Origin of the sequence: Lacinutrix sp., assembly GCF_023299985.1 — a bacterium.
GTDB lineage: Bacteria > Bacteroidota > Bacteroidia > Flavobacteriales > Flavobacteriaceae > Lacinutrix.
In genome coordinates this window covers 1-16,072 of record NZ_JALZVX010000049.1, presented here as the reverse complement: position 1 = coordinate 16,072, position 16,072 = coordinate 1, and the positions used below count along the sequence as shown (strand labels likewise).

Below are 16,072 nucleotides of genomic sequence, written 5' to 3'. Positions count from 1 at the left end.
ACGTCACGCAGCACAAAAAGCGCGTGAAATGGTACAACGTAAAACGGTAATGAGTATTGGTGGTTTACCTGGAAAATTATCTGATTGTTCTGAGCAAGATCCTGCAAAATGCGAAGTATATCTTGTAGAGGGAGATTCGGCAGGTGGAACAGCAAAGCAAGGACGTGATCGTGCTTTTCAAGCTATTTTACCATTGAGAGGTAAAATTCTTAACGTTGAAAAAGCCATGTCTCATAAGGTTTTCGAAAACGAAGAAATTAAAAATATTTTTACAGCTCTAGGTGTAACTATTGGTACTGAAGAAGATAGTAAAGCTCTAAACCTTTCAAAGTTAAGATACCATAAAATAGTAATTATGTGTGATGCCGATATTGATGGTTCGCATATTGAAACACTAATTCTTACATTCTTTTTCCGTTATATGAAAGAGTTAATAGAAAATGGACATATTTATATTGCAACTCCTCCTTTATATTTAGTTAAAAAAGGCGCAAAAAAACAATATGCATGGAATGATGATGAACGTATGGCATTACAAGAACAATACGGTGATGGTGCAAAAATTCAACGTTATAAAGGTCTTGGTGAAATGAATGCAACACAACTTTGGGATACTACTATGAATCCTGAGTTTAGAACATTACGTCAAATTCAAATCGATAATGGTGTGGAGGCAGATAGAGTATTCTCAATGTTAATGGGAGACGAAGTGCCACCGCGTAGAGAGTTTATAGAAAAGAATGCGGTCTATGCTAATATTGATGCATAGATTAGTATTTGTACTATTTATTTCGCCTGTTTTGTGTCTATCTCAAAATCAAGATTTGAATGATGTAGCAGGCGATTTAATTTTTTTAACAGGACAATATGTAGAGCCAGCAGCGCAGGCTACAATTTACCAAGCTTCCAGTGGATGGTTTAAAAATGCAAAAGCACTAAATCTTTGGGAAGTTGATCTTTCTTTACAAGTAAATGCTCTTTTTTTACCAAAAAACAAACAAAATTTTAATGTTTCAGAACCTAACTTAGTAAATTTAAGTATTCAGGGAAATCAAACTAATGCTTCGATACCAACAGCTTTAGGTGGAGAAAGTAATGTGGTTTTAGAAGGTTCAATTAATGGTGATGCTATAGAGATTGATGCTCCAGAAGGATTAGACCAGTCTGTGTTTAATTATTTTCAATTTCAAGCAGCATTAGGACTCTGGAAAGGCACAACATTTATTACAAGATACTCACCAAGAATTAAGATAAATAAAACCTATTATCAAGTATATGGTTTTGGTTTGCAACATAATATATCGCAATGGATTCCTTCTATAGATAACGATAAGTTTAATATAGCTGCTTTGGTTTCTTATTCAAAATACAACGTAAGCGATGAGTTTTCTCCTGCAAATTTAGTGCTTGGAACAATAAACGCTATTAACGTAGAAGGGAATTCTTTTTTGTTTAGTGTTTTGGCATCTAAAACTATTAAAAAGTTCGATTTTACTGCAGCAATTGGAATAACAGAAAGTGATTTTACATATCAAATTGGAGGAGATGGTGAATTGCTACTTCTCGTTTTAAATACTGCATTAGAAACCTTAGAAGGCAACGAAACCAATTTTAAAGGAGATTTAGGTGTAAACTATAATTTTAATAAGTTTTCAATTAACTCTAATATTTCTTTTGGAGCATTTACTAATCTAGTTTTAGGATTTAACTATAAATTATAAGTTTTTTTAAAAACTATAATTCTGTTTATATGCAGTTTAGACTATTCTAGATTTTAGTAGTACGTCTTTAGGATTGAATTTCAGCTTTTAAAAGTCTTATTTTTATTCAAATTCTGAAGCAAAATTTGTAAATTTGTATCTTAAAAATTATACACAAACTAAAAAATATTAAAAATGAAATGAACTTAACTTAAAATATTGTGTTTATTCAATATTTTATATAAGAGAATTCCATTTGTCATTAACTTAAAAAAAAATCAAATGAAGGTAACAGTAGTTGGAGCAGGAGCAGTAGGCGCAAGTTGTGCTGAATATATCGCTATTAAAGATTTTGCAAGTGAAGTTGTAATCTTAGACATTAAAGAAGGTTTTGCCGAAGGTAAAGCAATGGATTTAATGCAAACTGCTTCATTAAATAGTTTCGATACAAAAATTACAGGAAGTACTAGTGATTATACTAAAACAGCAGGATCTGATGTTTGTGTTATTACTTCTGGAATTCCTAGAAAACCAGGTATGACTCGTGAAGAGCTAATTGGTATTAATGCAGGAATTGTAAAAATGGTATCTGCAAGTTTAATCGAGCATTCTCCAAATACAATTATAATTGTGGTATCAAATCCAATGGATACCATGACTTATTTAGTACATAAAACTACAGGTTTACCAAAAAATAGAATTATTGGAATGGGAGGAGCATTAGACTCTGCACGTTTCAAGTATCGTTTAGCAGAAGCTTTAGGAGCTCCAATTAGCGATGTGGACGGAATGGTAATTGGTGGACATAGCGATAAAGGTATGGTGCCATTAATAGGAAAAGCAGTAAGAAATAGTGTTTCTGTTTCAGAGTTTTTATCTGCAGAACGTATGGATCAAGTAGTTCAAGATACTAAAGTAGGAGGAGCAACACTTACAGGTTTACTAGGTACTTCTGCTTGGTATGCACCAGGTGCTGCAGTATCTGCAATGGTTCAAGCAATTGCTTGCGATACTAAAAAAATATTTCCATGTTCTGCCTTTTTAGATGGTGAATTTGGTTTAAGCGATTTAGCAATTGGAGTGCCTTGTGTATTAGGCGCAAATGGTATTGAGCAAATTGTTGAAATTAGCTTAACTGATGCTGAAAAAGCAAAATTGGCTGAGTCTGCAGAAGGTGTTAAAAAAACCAATGGATTGTTAGAGTTATAATCTAAAATTATAATATAATCAAACCTCACTTGTAATAAGCTCGTGAGGTTTTTTTATTTTTAAAGATGAAGAAAATTAAAGCAGTATTTACGGTTGTTATTTTATTAGGTGTTTTTAGTTGCCAAAAACCTTTGGAGCATCAATTTATTTATGCTTTTGAAAATCCAGATGAAGCTACAGTCGAGAATACAAGTAAAATTGTTGAGGTTTTAGAATCTAGGCTCTCTTATTATGGATTAAAAAACAGTGTTAGTCTTTTTGAGGACAATAAAATCCTAATAAAAGCATATTCAAATACATTAAAAGATGAAGCGTTAAATAATGTCGTTACAAATAAAGGTAAACTCGAGTTTTGGGAAACTTTTAATTCAATAAAAATTGCCAGAGATATTTTTGAGTTAGAGGATTATAAGGAGAATGGAAGTGCGGCTAGTAAAATCTTAAAGGCATCTTCAGGAACAGGTTTTGAAGGGTACCCAATATTGCTCTACATGAAACCAAAGGATACTCTAAATGTAATTAAAACACTCGACTCATTAAAGCAAAAGCTTTTTGGACCTCAAAAATTTGTAAAATTTCTATATGGTAGACCAAGTAAAGATGGTGCTTTATCAATATATACCATAAAATCTAATAGAGAAAATAAGGCAGTCATGTCTGGAAGCGTAATTGAAAAAGCACAGCAAAAAAAAGATTTTGCTAATCGACCAGTTGTTTCTATTACCATGAATCAAGAAGGTGCTTTAGAGTGGGAACGCTTAACTGAAAAAGCTTATAACGAAAACAGACAAATAGCAATGGTTATTAACGATGTAGTGTTTTCTGCTCCAGGCGTTTCTAATGGGCCAATTAAAGGAGGTCGTTCAGAAATATCTGGAGATTTCACAGTGCAAGAAGCAGCAGAACTAGCAGCAATACTTTTAGGTAAGGAAGAAATTCCACAATTAAAGTTAATGACGTACACAAAACAACCGCAATAAATTAGCATAAAGCATTTTAAGAACTTTTATTACTTAATTATTTATACAAAGACTGTAGCAATACAGTCTTTATTTTTTTATATTTGACGCATGAACACAAAATGGTACTTTGGTGCTTTAATTATAATACTCACTTTATTTGGTGCAAGTCAGGAAAACCTGGTAGTGCCAAATCAAGAGGTTGTATTACAATTTTCTAATGCTGAGGTCTCTACAAACAAAGTACAGTTAACTATTGCTAACATAAAAAAGCAATTAAAAACTATAGGTGTTTCTAGTGTTACTGTTAGAGAAGAAGCTAATGGTCGCCTAGTAATTTCATATTTTAGTGACACAACAGTTGCTAATGTAAGAGATATTCTATTATCTAAAATTGTAATAGATTATACTTCTACTACTAATAAGGATAGTCAATCTGAATTTCCAACAGAAAACACTTGTAACCTCGATGTTTTCGAAATCACTAAAAGCAGCGATACAGGTTTTGGGTCTAAAGGAAAATTTATATTTGAACTTAAACAAGATTACGATAGGTTTTCTAATCCTAACTTATTTGTATATGCATCAGTTATTACTTCAAACAAAAAAAATGTTGAAGTACTAGTCGCTTACAAACAAAACAAAACTATTGCAGTTGCAATAAATAATATTCCTCATAAAATTCCTGAAGGTCGCGCTGGACCACTTTCTTAACAGGAAAAAGATTAAAACTTCCTAAAAATAAATTTTTAAAGTGATTTCAAGATACTTCCGTATTAATTTTTCATTTTTAAAATAGAGTTTTCAATTTTCATAATTAAAAGCTAACAATTCATATTAAAAATAGTATTAATAATTGCCAGAAATAGTTCTGGCGTAAATAACAAAACAATGCAAAATAAAGGATTAGTAAAACTGTTTGCAGTTTTATTTGGACTGGTAAGTATTTACCAACTGTCTTTCTCGTTTAAAAATAGTGCCATCGAGACAAACGCACAAGAAGTAGCAGCATCTAAATTTAGTGAAGATGTTGTAGATTATAAAGACCTACGTAAAAACTTTGAAACAAAGTATTTAGATTCTCTTTCAACAGACACAACAAGTGTTTTTTTAGGAGAAGATTATTCTAAAGTTAAGGATAATGCCATGAAATTAGGTCTTGACCTTAAAGGTGGTTTAGAAGCTATTTTACAAGTATCTGTAAAAGATATTTTAAAAGGATTAGCAAACAACTCTAAAGATCCTGTTTTTAACAAAGCATTAGACGATGCAGATGTTTTACAAACGAGTTCTCAAGATGATTATATAGATTCTTTCTACGAAGCTTTTGACGCTATTAAAGGAGATAAAACATTAGCATCACCAGATATTTTTGGAACACGTTCTTTAGTAGAAGCTGGAACTGTAGAAATAGGAATGAGTGATAGCGATGTAAAAAGCGCTTTATCTAAAAAAATAGACGAGTCTATAAACTCTGCTTTACAAGTATTACGTACACGTATCGATCAATTTGGTGTAGCATCACCAAACATTCAACGTTTAGGGTCTTCTGGTCGTATTTTAGTAGAATTACCTGGTGTTAAAGATGTAGAACGTGCTAAGGCATTAATTACAGGAACAGCAGAATTAGAGTTTTGGTTTGGTTATAAAGCGCAAGATTTAGGTCAGTATTTTAACGATTTAAATACAGTTTTAAAAGCAAAACAAGACACAACAGAAACAGTAGTAGATACAGATACTGAGGCAACTCAAGATGCAGGCGAAGAAACTGCAGAAGATATTATTGGAGATTTAACAGGAGAAGAAGACGAAACAGCAGTAGCTGTTAATCCGTTTTACGATTTAGTTGCAGTTGGAGCAACGCGTAGTTATTCTGGAGTTGGTTTAGTTAAGTTAACAAACCAAGCAAAAGTATTAGAAATATTAAATTCTAAAGAAGCAATTGCAATGCGTCCAGCAGCTGCAAAAAACGTAAAATTTGTATTCGAAAAGCCTAAAAAAGATAGTGAAGTAACAACGTTACACGTATTAGAAGGTAACAGAGATAATACGCCTCCATTAAATGGAAGTATTGATGATGCAAGAGAAGGTTACGACCAAGGAAATAGAGTAGTTGTAAACATGCAAATGGATGCTGCAGGTGCTAAAACTTGGGAAACAATGACAGAGCGTGCTTACAAAGAAGGAAGCAACATTGCAATTGTTTTAGATAATCTTGTGTATTCTGCACCAGGAATTAGTAGAGGTAAAATTGCAGGAGGTCGTTCAGAAATTTCTGGAGACTTTACTATTAACGAAGCAATAGATTTATCTAACGTATTACGTGCAGGTAAATTACCAGCTAGAGCAAGTATAATCCAGAGTGATGAGGTTGGGCCAACTTTAGGTCAAGAAGCTATAGATAGTGGTACAATGTCATTTTTAATAGCATTAGCATTAGTGTTATTATGGATGGTTTTCTATTATGGTAAAGCTGGTGTTTTTGCAGATATTGCAATGGCATTAAATATTTTATTAATCTTTGGTATTTTATCTGGATTAGGTGCTGTATTAACATTACCTGGAATTGCAGGTATTGTATTAACCATAGGTATGTCTGTAGATGCAAACGTACTTATATTCGAGCGTATTCGAGAAGAGTTAGCTAAAGGAAAAGACCAAAAATCTGCTGTAAAAGATGGATTTAGTAATGCATTATCATCTATTTTAGATGCCAACATTACAACTGGTTTAACCGCTTTAATTTTATTTTTATTTGGTACAGGACCAATTAAAGGTTTTGCAACTACTTTATTAGTAGGTATTGGTACATCATTATTTACTGCAATTTTTATTACTAGATTATTAGTAGATTGGTATGTAAACAGAGGAGGGAAATTAGATTTCTCTACAAGTATTACTAAAAACCTATTTAGAAACATCGATATTAAATTCTTAAAAAAACGTAAAGTGGCTTACATTATTTCTGGAGTATTAATTCTAGGAAGTTTAGCATCATTATTTACAAACGGATTAGATCAAGGTGTAGATTTTGTAGGTGGTAGAACTTACCAAGTACGTTTCGATCAACCAGTAAGTGCAGTAGAGATAAGTGAAACATTATCTAAGCCAGAAATTTTTGGTAGTGCAAACGCTAAAACTTTTGGAGACGATAATCAGTTAAAAATCACAACTAAGTTTAGAATCGACGAAGCTTCAGAAGAAGCAGACAACGAAATGAGAACAACATTATTCACAGCTTTACAGCCTTATTTAAACGGAATGTCTGAAGCAGACTTTATTTCAAATAAAGAAGGAAAAACAGCAGGTTTAATGAAAAAGTATAAAGTAAGTCCAACCATCGCAGATGATATAAAGCAAGCCTCTTTTTGGGCAGTTTTAGGATCGTTAATCGTGGTTTTCCTTTATATCTTAATTCGTTTTAAAAGATGGCAATTCTCACTTGGTGCAGTAGCAGCAGTATTCCACGATGTATTAATCGTATTAGGCGTATTCTCTATTACATATAAGTTTATGCCATTTTCAATGGAAATCGATCAAGCCTTTATTGCGGCAATTCTAACCGTAATTGGTTACTCTTTAAATGATACCGTTGTAGTATTCGATAGAATTCGTGAATTCTTTAACGAGCACACAGGTTGGGAATTTAGTGAGGTTATCGATAAATCTTTAAGCTCTACATTAAGTAGAACATTAAACACCTCTTTAACTACATTAGTAGTGTTATTAGCCATCTTTATATTTGGTGGAGAATCTATTAGAGGTTTCATGTTTGCCTTAATAGTAGGTGTAATTGTTGGTACATACTCATCTTTATTTATTGCTACACCAATTATGTACGATACAGTAAAAAGAGGAGATGCAGCAGAGTCTTTAAAAGACAAAGTAAAAGAAGAAGAATTAGAAGAAGGCGCAAAAGCATAAGCTTCTAATTTTTAAATATTAAAAAGCCTTTTAGTTTTATACTAAAAGGCTTTTTTTGTTTCGGGCGTTCCCAAGACAAAAAAGTCTTGGTCAGGCTATCAAGGCTCGCTCTCTGCGAGGAGCTCAAATAAACCTTTCTATCCTTAACGCGCTTACTAGCTGTGTTTCGGGTTTAAAATTAGTTGTTTGTTACTATAAATATACGAGTCAGATTTTTTTTATTTGCATATAATTTCAGACTTGACTTTGCAAAAAAATACGCTAACTTGCTTAACGTACGATATAGTTTATTGAAACGGAACCATATCTTAAACATTAAGCAAACTTCTCAATTTTTTTTAAGAAAGAGGAGCTCACAAAGGCTTTTATAACCTAAGTTTTATCCTCAATCCATTGTTCTATCATCTCCCAAAGTGACTTTTCATAACGCTCTCTAAAAAAACCAAAATGTCCAACGTCTGGAATGTTTAGTACTTTTGGTTCAATATGTTGTCTATCTACTTTTGCATTTATAAAAATATTAGCTAGCCAATCTACAGTTGGTTTTGGTGCAAAATTATCGTTTGGGAAACTTAAAACTAGAGTAGGACAAGTAATAGACTCTAAAGCTAAATCTTCTTTTTTAGCTTTGCTTAAAAAATAGTTTTTTCTATTTCCCCAACTTCGCCATTGGTAGGCAACATTTTTTGGAAGATTCTCAAAGAGTTTTAATTTTCTAGCTGGAAAATAACCATAAATAACTGTTGCTATAGGTATGATAAAATTCCAGAATAGTAGCATTTTTATTTTCTCAAAACCAGAAAACAAGTTCCAGTAGCCAGATTGTGAGGCCACAGTAATTATAGTGTCTGCAAACTTAATATTTTTATTAAAAGCAATAAGTTGTCCACCAATACTATGCGTAACTAAAGTAATTTTGTGTGTTGGGTTTTCTGTTTTAGCAAATTGTAAAATGGATGCTTGGTTTTTGGCCCAATCGTATAAATTAGAGGTGTTGTTTTTTATGTCTTTAGCATGAGATAATCCTATTCCAGAATAATCAAACGTATAAACCGTAAAACCTAAACTGCAAAAATGGGTAGCAAATTGAGAGTAATAAGTTTGTAAAACACCAGTTGCAGAAGAAATTACAATGCTTTTAGAGTTTGAAGTTTTTGGAGTGAATTGAGTCGTAAAAATAGAATGTTTGTTTTGCCGTTCTATTTCAATGACTTTTTGTTTCATTACTCTACAATTTTATAAACAAAGTAGTCCATTTTGTCTCCCACTTCAAGTAACCATTCTTCAGCTAAACCAGCATTTACTTCAAGAACAAACTGTGCTAATGCGTTAGATGGTAAAGAAGCTTCATTAAAAGGCTGCGCATTTTCTTGAAAACTTACTACTGTTTTGTTATGGTCTAAAAAGATAAGATCTAACGGAAAACGTGTGTTTTTCATATAAAAATTACGTTCTCTAATTTCGTTAAAAACAAACAGCATACCTTGGTTTTTTTTCATCGACTTTCTGTACATTAAACCAGTTTCAATCTCAAAAGCTGTTTTTGCAATTTCAATATCTATTTTGGTAATAATGGTATCTGTTGCGCTTTTAAATAAAGTAAGTTCTCCTTCTTTAGTAAATGTAACTTCTGGCTGCTCGATAGATTTTGGTTCGCTTTTGCAGCTTGTAATTGCTATACTTATAAATAATACTGCTATTACTGTTTTTAATGTTTTCATGATTTGTAGTTAGATTTTTGTTTAAAGAAAAACATAAAATATATGCCAATAATTATAAATGGAATACTTAGTGCTTGTCCAGTATTCATAAACCAAATATAATCGTCTCGTCCATCTACTTGTGCTATTTTAAAGAATTCTACAAAGAAACGAACGGTCCAAAGTAACACTAAAAACAAACCAAATATAAAACCTGGTTGGTTGCCTTTATTTGTTTTTAAGTAAAAATAGAGTAGTATTAAAAACACAAAAATATAACAGAATGCTTCGTATAGTTGGGCAGCATGCCTATAAGGCACAGCATTTAATAAGTCTATAAATTTAGGGTTGTTTGAAACTGCTTGATAGGCTTCTTTGTAATCTTTAATGCCTGTTAGTTTTACTATTTCTCCTTTTCTGTAATATTCTTGAATAAAACGAACACCTAATGGAAAGTCTCCAGATTCTTTTCCTATAATTTCAGAGTTAATAAAGTTTCCTATTCTTATAAATACAGCTCCAGAAGCTACAGGTATTACAATGCGATCTAAAATCCACATTAGAGAATTATACTTGTATTTTTTTCTATACAAATACATTGAAAAAACAATGCCTATTGCTGCGCCATGACTTGCTAAACCTGAGAAACCTGAGAATTCAAATTTTGGAACAAAATTAAATGGTAGAAATACACTAAAAAAGTCTCGTGAAAATAATTCTGGTTGATAAAAAATAACGTGTCCTAAACGTGCACCTAACATCGTTGCTAAAACGGTATAGATAAATAGAGGATCAAGGTATTCGATTTTAACATTTTCTCTATTAAAAATGCGTTTCATTATGTTCCAGCCTATTATAAATGCAGCAACCCACATTAAACTGTAAAAATGAATTTTGAAATTCCCAACGATATCAATTCCTGTTAAAGGATTCCAGTTAAATTCTAATAAATACATAGATTATTTTTTATGATTGTAAATATAGTATTTATGCTGAATTTATTTTAGTATATCACAAATCATTAACAAAACCAGAGTATTTTTTTTAAAACTAATTATTGGTGTGTGCGTTAAGGATAGAAGCGGCATCCTTTTTTTGCTGCCATATATGGCAAAAAAAGATATAGCGGATAGCCTGACTTTTTTGCAATCCTGAAAGGTTTTTACCAAATTTATTTAGGTATCTAAACCTTGAAGGTTTGAAAAAAAGAAACGCCTAAAAATAATTATGGAACGGGATCATATCCTTTTTCTCCAAAAGGCGATTGAGCGTTAAAAGAATGTAAAGTTTACATTTTTAGTAAACAGGCGAGCTGTTGCGTTGGCAAGTTGTCATTCTTTTAAGGAACAGGATCGTATCCTTTTCCTCCCCAAGGATGACAACTAAATATGCGTTTTATACTTAATTTCATGCCTTTTAAAAAGCCGTATTTTACTAAAGCTTCTTTGGTGTAATGCGAACATGTTGGTTGGTATCTACACGTAGCTGGTGTAAATGGAGATATAAAAGTTTGATAGACTTTTATTATAAATAGAAAAGGTGCAATTAGTATTTTTTTCATATTCCAAAAGTCCTCTCCTTTGGAGAGAATTTAATTTGTCGAGAAAGTGGTGCCTTCTCTGCTATCATTTAAAGTAATACCAACTTCGGCTAATTCATCACGTATTTTATCAGACAAAGCAAAGTCTTTATTGGCTCTAGCTTCTTGCCTTAATTTAATAAGTAATGCTACAGCTCCAGATAATTTATCTGTTTCTTCAGTTGTGTCTTGCGCGTTATTTAAACCTAATAAATCGAAAACAAAAGTGTGTATTGCGTTTTTAAAAAGCTCTAAATCTTCTGGAGAAATAGTTGTATTGCCCTCTTTTATGGCGTTAATATGGTTTACGGCTTCGAATAAATTGGCGATTAAAATAGGTGTGTTAAAATCGTCGTTCATGGCATTGTAACAAGATTGTTTCCATGCTTTAACATCGAAAGATGATGTGTTTGAGGATTTTAAATTGTCTAAATCATCTACTGCATTCATGAGGCGATTAAAACCTTTTTCGCTTGCTAATAGTCCGTTGTCTGTTAAGTCTAATACGCTTCGGTAAGCAGATTGCATCATAAAAAATCTTATAACATTTGGGTTATAAGCTTTAGACATAATGTCGTTTTTTCCAGAAAGTAACTCAGCAGGATTAATATAGTTTCCTGAAGATTTACTCATGCGTGTACCATTAAGTTCTAGCATATTTGCATGCATCCAATAGTTTACAGGAGCTTGACCTTTAGCAGCTTGATTTTGTGCAATTTCACATTCGTGATGTGGGAATTTTAAATCCATTCCACCACCATGAATATCGAATTGGTTGCCCAAGTATTTTGTGCTCATAGCTGTGCATTCTAAATGCCAACCAGGAAAACCGTCGCTCCAAGGCGATGGCCAACGCATAATGTGAGTAGGTTCTGCCTTTTTCCAAAGTGCAAAATCTTGTGGATTTTTCTTGTCGCTTTGTCCATCAAGCGCACGAGTATTATGGATTAAATCTTCAAGTTTACGTTTACTTAATATTCCGTAATTATTAGTCTCGTTGTATTTGTGGACGTCGAAATAAACAGAGCCATTAACTTCGTAACCAAAACCATTTTCTATAATGGTATTTATTAGTTCAATTTGTTCTATAATATGTCCAGTTGCAGTAGGCTCTATGCTTGGTGGTAGGAAATTAAATCTATTTAAAACATTATGAAAATCTACAGTATAACGCTGCACAATTTCCATAGGTTCAATTTCTTCTAGTCGTGCTTTTTTTGTAATTTTATCTTCACCTACGTCTGCATCGTTTTCAAGGTGTCCAGCATCTGTAATGTTTCTAACATAGCGTACTTTATAGTCTAGGTGTTTTAGGTAACGAAATATCATGTCGAAAGACATAAATGTTCTTACATTACCTAAGTGTACATTGCTGTAAACTGTTGGTCCACAAACGTACATGCCAACATAGCCTTCATTAATAGTTTTAAAAGCTTCTTTTTTTCCTGTTAGAGAATTATAGATTTTTATATGCTGGTTTTTATAAAGTTGCATTATTTTAAATGTTGTTTTTATTGATTTTTCTACGGAAAGAAATTGTGACACTTTTTAAAGTGTTGCAAAATATAGTTTTTAAATGAAAGTGTAATTTTGAATTTAAAACTTCGTTTCTAAGCTAATATAATCTAAAAACTCACGTTTAGTATTCTTGTTTTTAAATTGGCCACCAAATTCTGAAGTTACTGTACTGCTCTCAATATCACGAATGCCACGAGAATTCACACACAAGTGCTTAGCGTCAATTACGCAGGCAACATCGTCTGTGTTTAATACTTTTTGAAGCTCTTTTACTACTTGAATTGTTAAACGCTCTTGTACTTGAGGACGTTTTGCAAAATAATCTACAATTCGATTCATTTTAGAAAGCCCAACTACAGTTCCGTTAGAAATATATGCAATATGTGCTCTTCCAACAATTGGAAGTAAGTGGTGTTCACAAGTAGAATAAACAGTAATGTTTTTTTCTACAAGCATTTCTCCATACTTATACTTATTGTCGAAAACGGATGCTACTGGTTTTTTTTCTGGATTTAAACCTCCAAAAATCTCATTAACAAACATTTTTGCAACACGTTTAGGTGTGCCGTTTAAACTATCGTCTGTTAAGTCCAATCCTAAAGTTTCCATAATATGGCGAACATCGTCTTGAATTATTTCTATTTTTTCTTTATCTGAAATTTTAAAAGCATTTGCAGACATAGGTGTTTCAGAAGATGTGCCAATGTGGTTTTCTCCTAATTCGTCATTTGCATTTGTAGTATTATCAATTTTCATGTGTTCAAATTCTAACTAAAATCATTAATATTGCATTATATGGTCGTTAAAAAGCTATAGGCTTTCAACGGTGTGTTATTCAATAAAAAGCGTTATAAATATTACTAAAAGTCTTCGGTTTGCAAAGATAAGTAATAAAAAAAGGAGTCTAACAAGGTAGGAGTTTTTATATTTTGGTTGTTTTATTTTTAGAATACAGATTAGTTAATAATTAGTTGATTATTTTTTATTATTTTTAGCATCTTTAAAACAGTATTTATCTATGAAATTTAAATCCATCTACGTTTTTGCTTTTTTGTTTATAATTAGCATTTTCGGTTCATTTGCTCAATCCTCAAATAAGCAACCTCTTAAATTAGTCAAGTATAACGATAATGTTAAAGAGTCTTTAACGTTAAAAGAAAAGACTTTTATACAAGAAGTTTATGGCGATAAGTTTGACGCTTATGTAATGAGTAGGCCTCAAAAGCTAAAAGATTTAAAAAATTTATTAAGAAATAGAGTGGTAATTAAAGAAATGCCAGATTTCGTAAATTACTCAGAAAAGTACAAAACACTTAGTTCTGCAGGGCTATTTAATTTATACAATCCAACACTAGAATTTGATAAAGCATACGATAAAGATAATTTTAATGTGTTAAAATATAATCTTGAGTTTTTTGGAAGAGGTTCAAGAATTTATAGAATAGACAATACTAATTATTTCATCATTGTCAAGTCTCAACATCAATAAAAAATACAACAACAATGAAAAAGTTTACCTTACTAGTTTCACTTTTATTTATAGCTACTGTTGCATTTGGTCAAGATGTTTTGATGCAAAACGGCACTGTTAATCAATGTTCTGGAACTTTTTTAGATTCTGGTGGAGCGGGTAATTATAGTAGTAATGAGAGTTTTACTTTAACTATATGTCCAGATGTCGCTGGAAATTTAATACAAGTAGATTTTACTTCATTTGGGACACAACCAAATAGTGATGAATTAGTGATTTATAATGGAGACTCTGCCACAGGAACTCCTTTTGGTACTTTTTCTGGTGGTTCAATAGTTAATAGCCCTGGTTTGGTTAGTGCTACGGAAACTAATCCAACGGGTTGTTTAACGTTTGTCTTTACTTCGGATGCAGTAGCAACAACTTCAGGTTGGGAAGCTGCAATTTCTTGCTTTATGCCTTGTCAAACAATAGTATCACAATTAGATAGTTCTACACCAACACCAAATGGAGATGGCTATATAAGAGTTTGTCCAAATGAAGATATTACATTAAATGGTAACGGAAATTTTTCTGTAGATGGAACAGGAGCAACATACGAATGGGATTTAGGAGACGGTAATATTATAGCTGGTCAAACAGCAACTTTCTCTTATCCTAATCCAGGAGTTTATGTAGTAAACCTAGATATTAGAGATACGAATACTGTCTCAGATCCTGGAGGCTGTATGAGTACTAATTTAATAAATCAAGTTATCCAAGTTGGAACTGAACCTGATTTTACAGGAACGCAAGCTGCGGATACAGTATTGTGTTTTGGAGAAACGACTACTATTGATGGTTTAGTAACACCCACAAATTTTATGAACGATTGTGCACCACCTGTTAGTGGAACTACCGTTTTGCCTGATCAATCTGGTGCTACATACCAAACAACTGTAACTGTAGATTGTTACAACTCTAATCAAACTTTAACCAGTGTAAACCAGATTGTAGCTGTTTGTATAAATTTAGAGCATTCATTTTCTGGAGATTTAGATATATTTATTACTAGTCCTAATGGGCAGCAAACTCAATTGTATAATCAAGGAGGAGGAGGCACCTATTTTGGTGGTGCTAATAATGATGATGATCAATTGGCTGGAGTTGGTGCCGATTATTGTTTTAGCATAAATGGTACAGTAACCGTAAACAATGGAACTACTGTAGTTGCAGGAAGTAATCCTCCAGGTAACTCATGGGCTCCTGGAACTTATTTGCCTACAGGAACTTTTAATACATTAATTGGTAGCCCATTAAATGGTGATTGGACTTTAACATTGATCGATAATCTAAACATTGATGACGGTACAGTTTTTGGTTGGAGTATAGAATTCGATCCAAATTTACAACCACCAGGATTGTCTTTTACGCCTGCAACGGTTACAGAAGGTTGGGATGCAGATCCTACAATTACAAACACTACAGGAAATACTATTACTGTATCTCCACCAACTGCTGGACAATTTTGTTATACTTATAGAACCACGGATGATTTTGGATGTGAATATACAGAACAAGTTTGTATAGATGTATTGCCAGAGATAGTTGCAGCAGCTCCTAATGATATGTTTTTATGTAATCCAGGAGTACCACCTTTTAATTTTGATTTAACTTTAAATGATGCTGTTATAAATGCGCCAGCTACTAATCCAGCTGACCAAATCATTACGTACTATGAAACGCAATTGGACGCTGATAATGAGACCAATCCAATTGGTAATCCAACTAATTATTCATCAAGTGCTGTAATAGGTTCACCGCAATCAATATTTGTTAGAGTAGAATATTTGAGTTCAGATTGTTTTGAATCGAGTTCTTTTTTATTAAATATTACCGTACAACCAACAATTAATCCAGCATTAGAAATCATGCTTTGTGATGATGCGTCAAATGATGGTACTGAGCCTTTTGATTTAGAATCTCAAAATTTAATTATTTTAGGAACACAACTTGCTTCAGATTATACAGTT

14 protein-coding genes are annotated in these 16,072 nt (G+C 32.4%); 8 read left to right on the top strand and 6 right to left on the bottom strand.

What is annotated here, in order from left to right:
- The 6 genes from Q0C58_RS02640 to secDF all read left to right on the top strand — a co-directional run.
- Positions 1–769, top strand: a 769-nt coding sequence (locus Q0C58_RS02640) for a toprim domain-containing protein (RefSeq protein WP_290697094.1), incomplete at its 5' end; no start/stop codon positions are given.
- Positions 741–1,721: a DUF6588 family protein gene (locus Q0C58_RS02635; RefSeq protein ID WP_290697091.1), complete on the top strand. Its 981-nt coding sequence runs from the start codon at positions 741–743 to the stop codon at positions 1,719–1,721. The genes Q0C58_RS02640 and Q0C58_RS02635, both read left to right, overlap by 29 nt.
- Before the next feature lie 261 nt (positions 1,722–1,982).
- Positions 1,983–2,909 (top strand): malate dehydrogenase, encoded by a 927-nt coding sequence (locus Q0C58_RS02630; RefSeq protein ID WP_290697080.1) that lies wholly within the window; start codon positions 1,983–1,985, stop codon positions 2,907–2,909.
- A 65-nt stretch (positions 2,910–2,974) separates the two neighbouring features.
- Positions 2,975–3,889 (top strand): hypothetical protein, encoded by a 915-nt coding sequence (locus tag Q0C58_RS02625; protein WP_290697077.1) that lies wholly within the window; start codon positions 2,975–2,977, stop codon positions 3,887–3,889.
- A gap of 90 nt (positions 3,890–3,979) precedes the next feature.
- Entirely contained in the window at positions 3,980–4,582 is a 603-nt protein-coding gene (locus Q0C58_RS02620; protein ID WP_290697075.1) for a hypothetical protein, read from the top strand.
- Positions 4,583–4,759: 177 nt separating this feature from the next.
- The gene (gene secDF / locus Q0C58_RS02615) at positions 4,760–7,792 is read left to right on the top strand and encodes a protein translocase subunit SecDF (RefSeq protein WP_290697073.1); all 3,033 of its coding nucleotides are present in this window, start codon (positions 4,760–4,762) and stop codon (positions 7,790–7,792) included.
- A gap of 372 nt (positions 7,793–8,164) precedes the next feature.
- Here the strand turns inward: secDF and Q0C58_RS02610 are convergent, their stop codons facing one another.
- From Q0C58_RS02610 to folE, 6 genes are all read right to left on the bottom strand, one after another.
- The gene (locus Q0C58_RS02610; RefSeq protein ID WP_290697071.1) at positions 8,165–9,016 is read right to left on the bottom strand and encodes an alpha/beta fold hydrolase; all 852 of its coding nucleotides are present in this window, start codon (positions 9,014–9,016) and stop codon (positions 8,165–8,167) included.
- Positions 9,016–9,513 carry a DUF192 domain-containing protein gene (locus Q0C58_RS02605; protein WP_290697070.1) on the bottom strand — a complete coding sequence of 166 codons (498 nt, stop codon included), beginning with the start codon at positions 9,511–9,513 and terminating at the stop codon, positions 9,016–9,018. The genes Q0C58_RS02610 and Q0C58_RS02605 overlap by 1 nt, the downstream gene beginning before the upstream one ends.
- The gene (gene lgt, locus Q0C58_RS02600) at positions 9,510–10,448 is read right to left on the bottom strand and encodes a prolipoprotein diacylglyceryl transferase (RefSeq protein ID WP_290697068.1); all 939 of its coding nucleotides are present in this window, start codon (positions 10,446–10,448) and stop codon (positions 9,510–9,512) included. Before lgt ends, Q0C58_RS02605 begins: the two co-directional genes overlap by 4 nt.
- Before the next feature lie 383 nt (positions 10,449–10,831).
- On the bottom strand, positions 10,832–11,053 hold the full coding sequence (gene yidD, locus Q0C58_RS02595) for a membrane protein insertion efficiency factor YidD (protein WP_290697066.1): 222 nt from the start codon (positions 11,051–11,053) through the stop codon (positions 10,832–10,834).
- 30 nt (positions 11,054–11,083) lie between these two features.
- On the bottom strand, positions 11,084–12,565 hold the full coding sequence (gene cysS, locus Q0C58_RS02590) for a cysteine--tRNA ligase (protein WP_290697064.1): 1,482 nt from the start codon (positions 12,563–12,565) through the stop codon (positions 11,084–11,086).
- 102 nt (positions 12,566–12,667) lie between these two features.
- The gene (gene folE, locus Q0C58_RS02585; protein ID WP_290697059.1) at positions 12,668–13,345 is read right to left on the bottom strand and encodes a GTP cyclohydrolase I FolE; all 678 of its coding nucleotides are present in this window, start codon (positions 13,343–13,345) and stop codon (positions 12,668–12,670) included.
- 262 nt (positions 13,346–13,607) lie between these two features.
- Here folE and Q0C58_RS02580 point away from each other — a divergent pair, with 262 nt between their 5' ends.
- Both Q0C58_RS02580 and Q0C58_RS02575 read left to right on the top strand, forming a co-directional pair.
- Positions 13,608–14,078 carry a hypothetical protein gene (locus Q0C58_RS02580; protein WP_290697057.1) on the top strand — a complete coding sequence of 157 codons (471 nt, stop codon included), beginning with the start codon at positions 13,608–13,610 and terminating at the stop codon, positions 14,076–14,078.
- Between the two features lie 14 nt (positions 14,079–14,092).
- Positions 14,093–16,072 (top strand): PKD domain-containing protein (locus tag Q0C58_RS02575; protein WP_290697055.1); only part of this gene is annotated, 1,980 nt, incomplete at its 3' end.

Bases quoted from the DNA above. Each gene is read 5' to 3' on its own strand.
- Q0C58_RS02635 (WP_290697091.1), top strand. From the start codon at position 741: ATGCGGTCTATGCTAATATTGATGCATAGATTAGTATTTGTACTATTT.
- Q0C58_RS02630 (WP_290697080.1), top strand. From the start codon at position 1,983: ATGAAGGTAACAGTAGTTGGAGCAGGAGCAGTAGGCGCAAGTTGTGCT.
- Q0C58_RS02625 (WP_290697077.1), top strand. From the start codon at position 2,975: ATGAAGAAAATTAAAGCAGTATTTACGGTTGTTATTTTATTAGGTGTT.
- Q0C58_RS02620 (WP_290697075.1), top strand. From the start codon at position 3,980: ATGAACACAAAATGGTACTTTGGTGCTTTAATTATAATACTCACTTTA.
- secDF (WP_290697073.1), top strand. From the start codon at position 4,760: ATGCAAAATAAAGGATTAGTAAAACTGTTTGCAGTTTTATTTGGACTG.
- Q0C58_RS02610 (WP_290697071.1), bottom strand. From the start codon at position 9,016: ATGAAACAAAAAGTCATTGAAATAGAACGGCAAAACAAACATTCTATT.
- Q0C58_RS02605 (WP_290697070.1), bottom strand. From the start codon at position 9,513: ATGAAAACATTAAAAACAGTAATAGCAGTATTATTTATAAGTATAGCA.
- lgt (WP_290697068.1), bottom strand. From the start codon at position 10,448: ATGTATTTATTAGAATTTAACTGGAATCCTTTAACAGGAATTGATATC.
- yidD (WP_290697066.1), bottom strand. From the start codon at position 11,053: ATGAAAAAAATACTAATTGCACCTTTTCTATTTATAATAAAAGTCTAT.
- cysS (WP_290697064.1), bottom strand. From the start codon at position 12,565: ATGCAACTTTATAAAAACCAGCATATAAAAATCTATAATTCTCTAACA.
- folE (WP_290697059.1), bottom strand. From the start codon at position 13,345: ATGAAAATTGATAATACTACAAATGCAAATGACGAATTAGGAGAAAAC.
- Q0C58_RS02580 (WP_290697057.1), top strand. From the start codon at position 13,608: ATGAAATTTAAATCCATCTACGTTTTTGCTTTTTTGTTTATAATTAGC.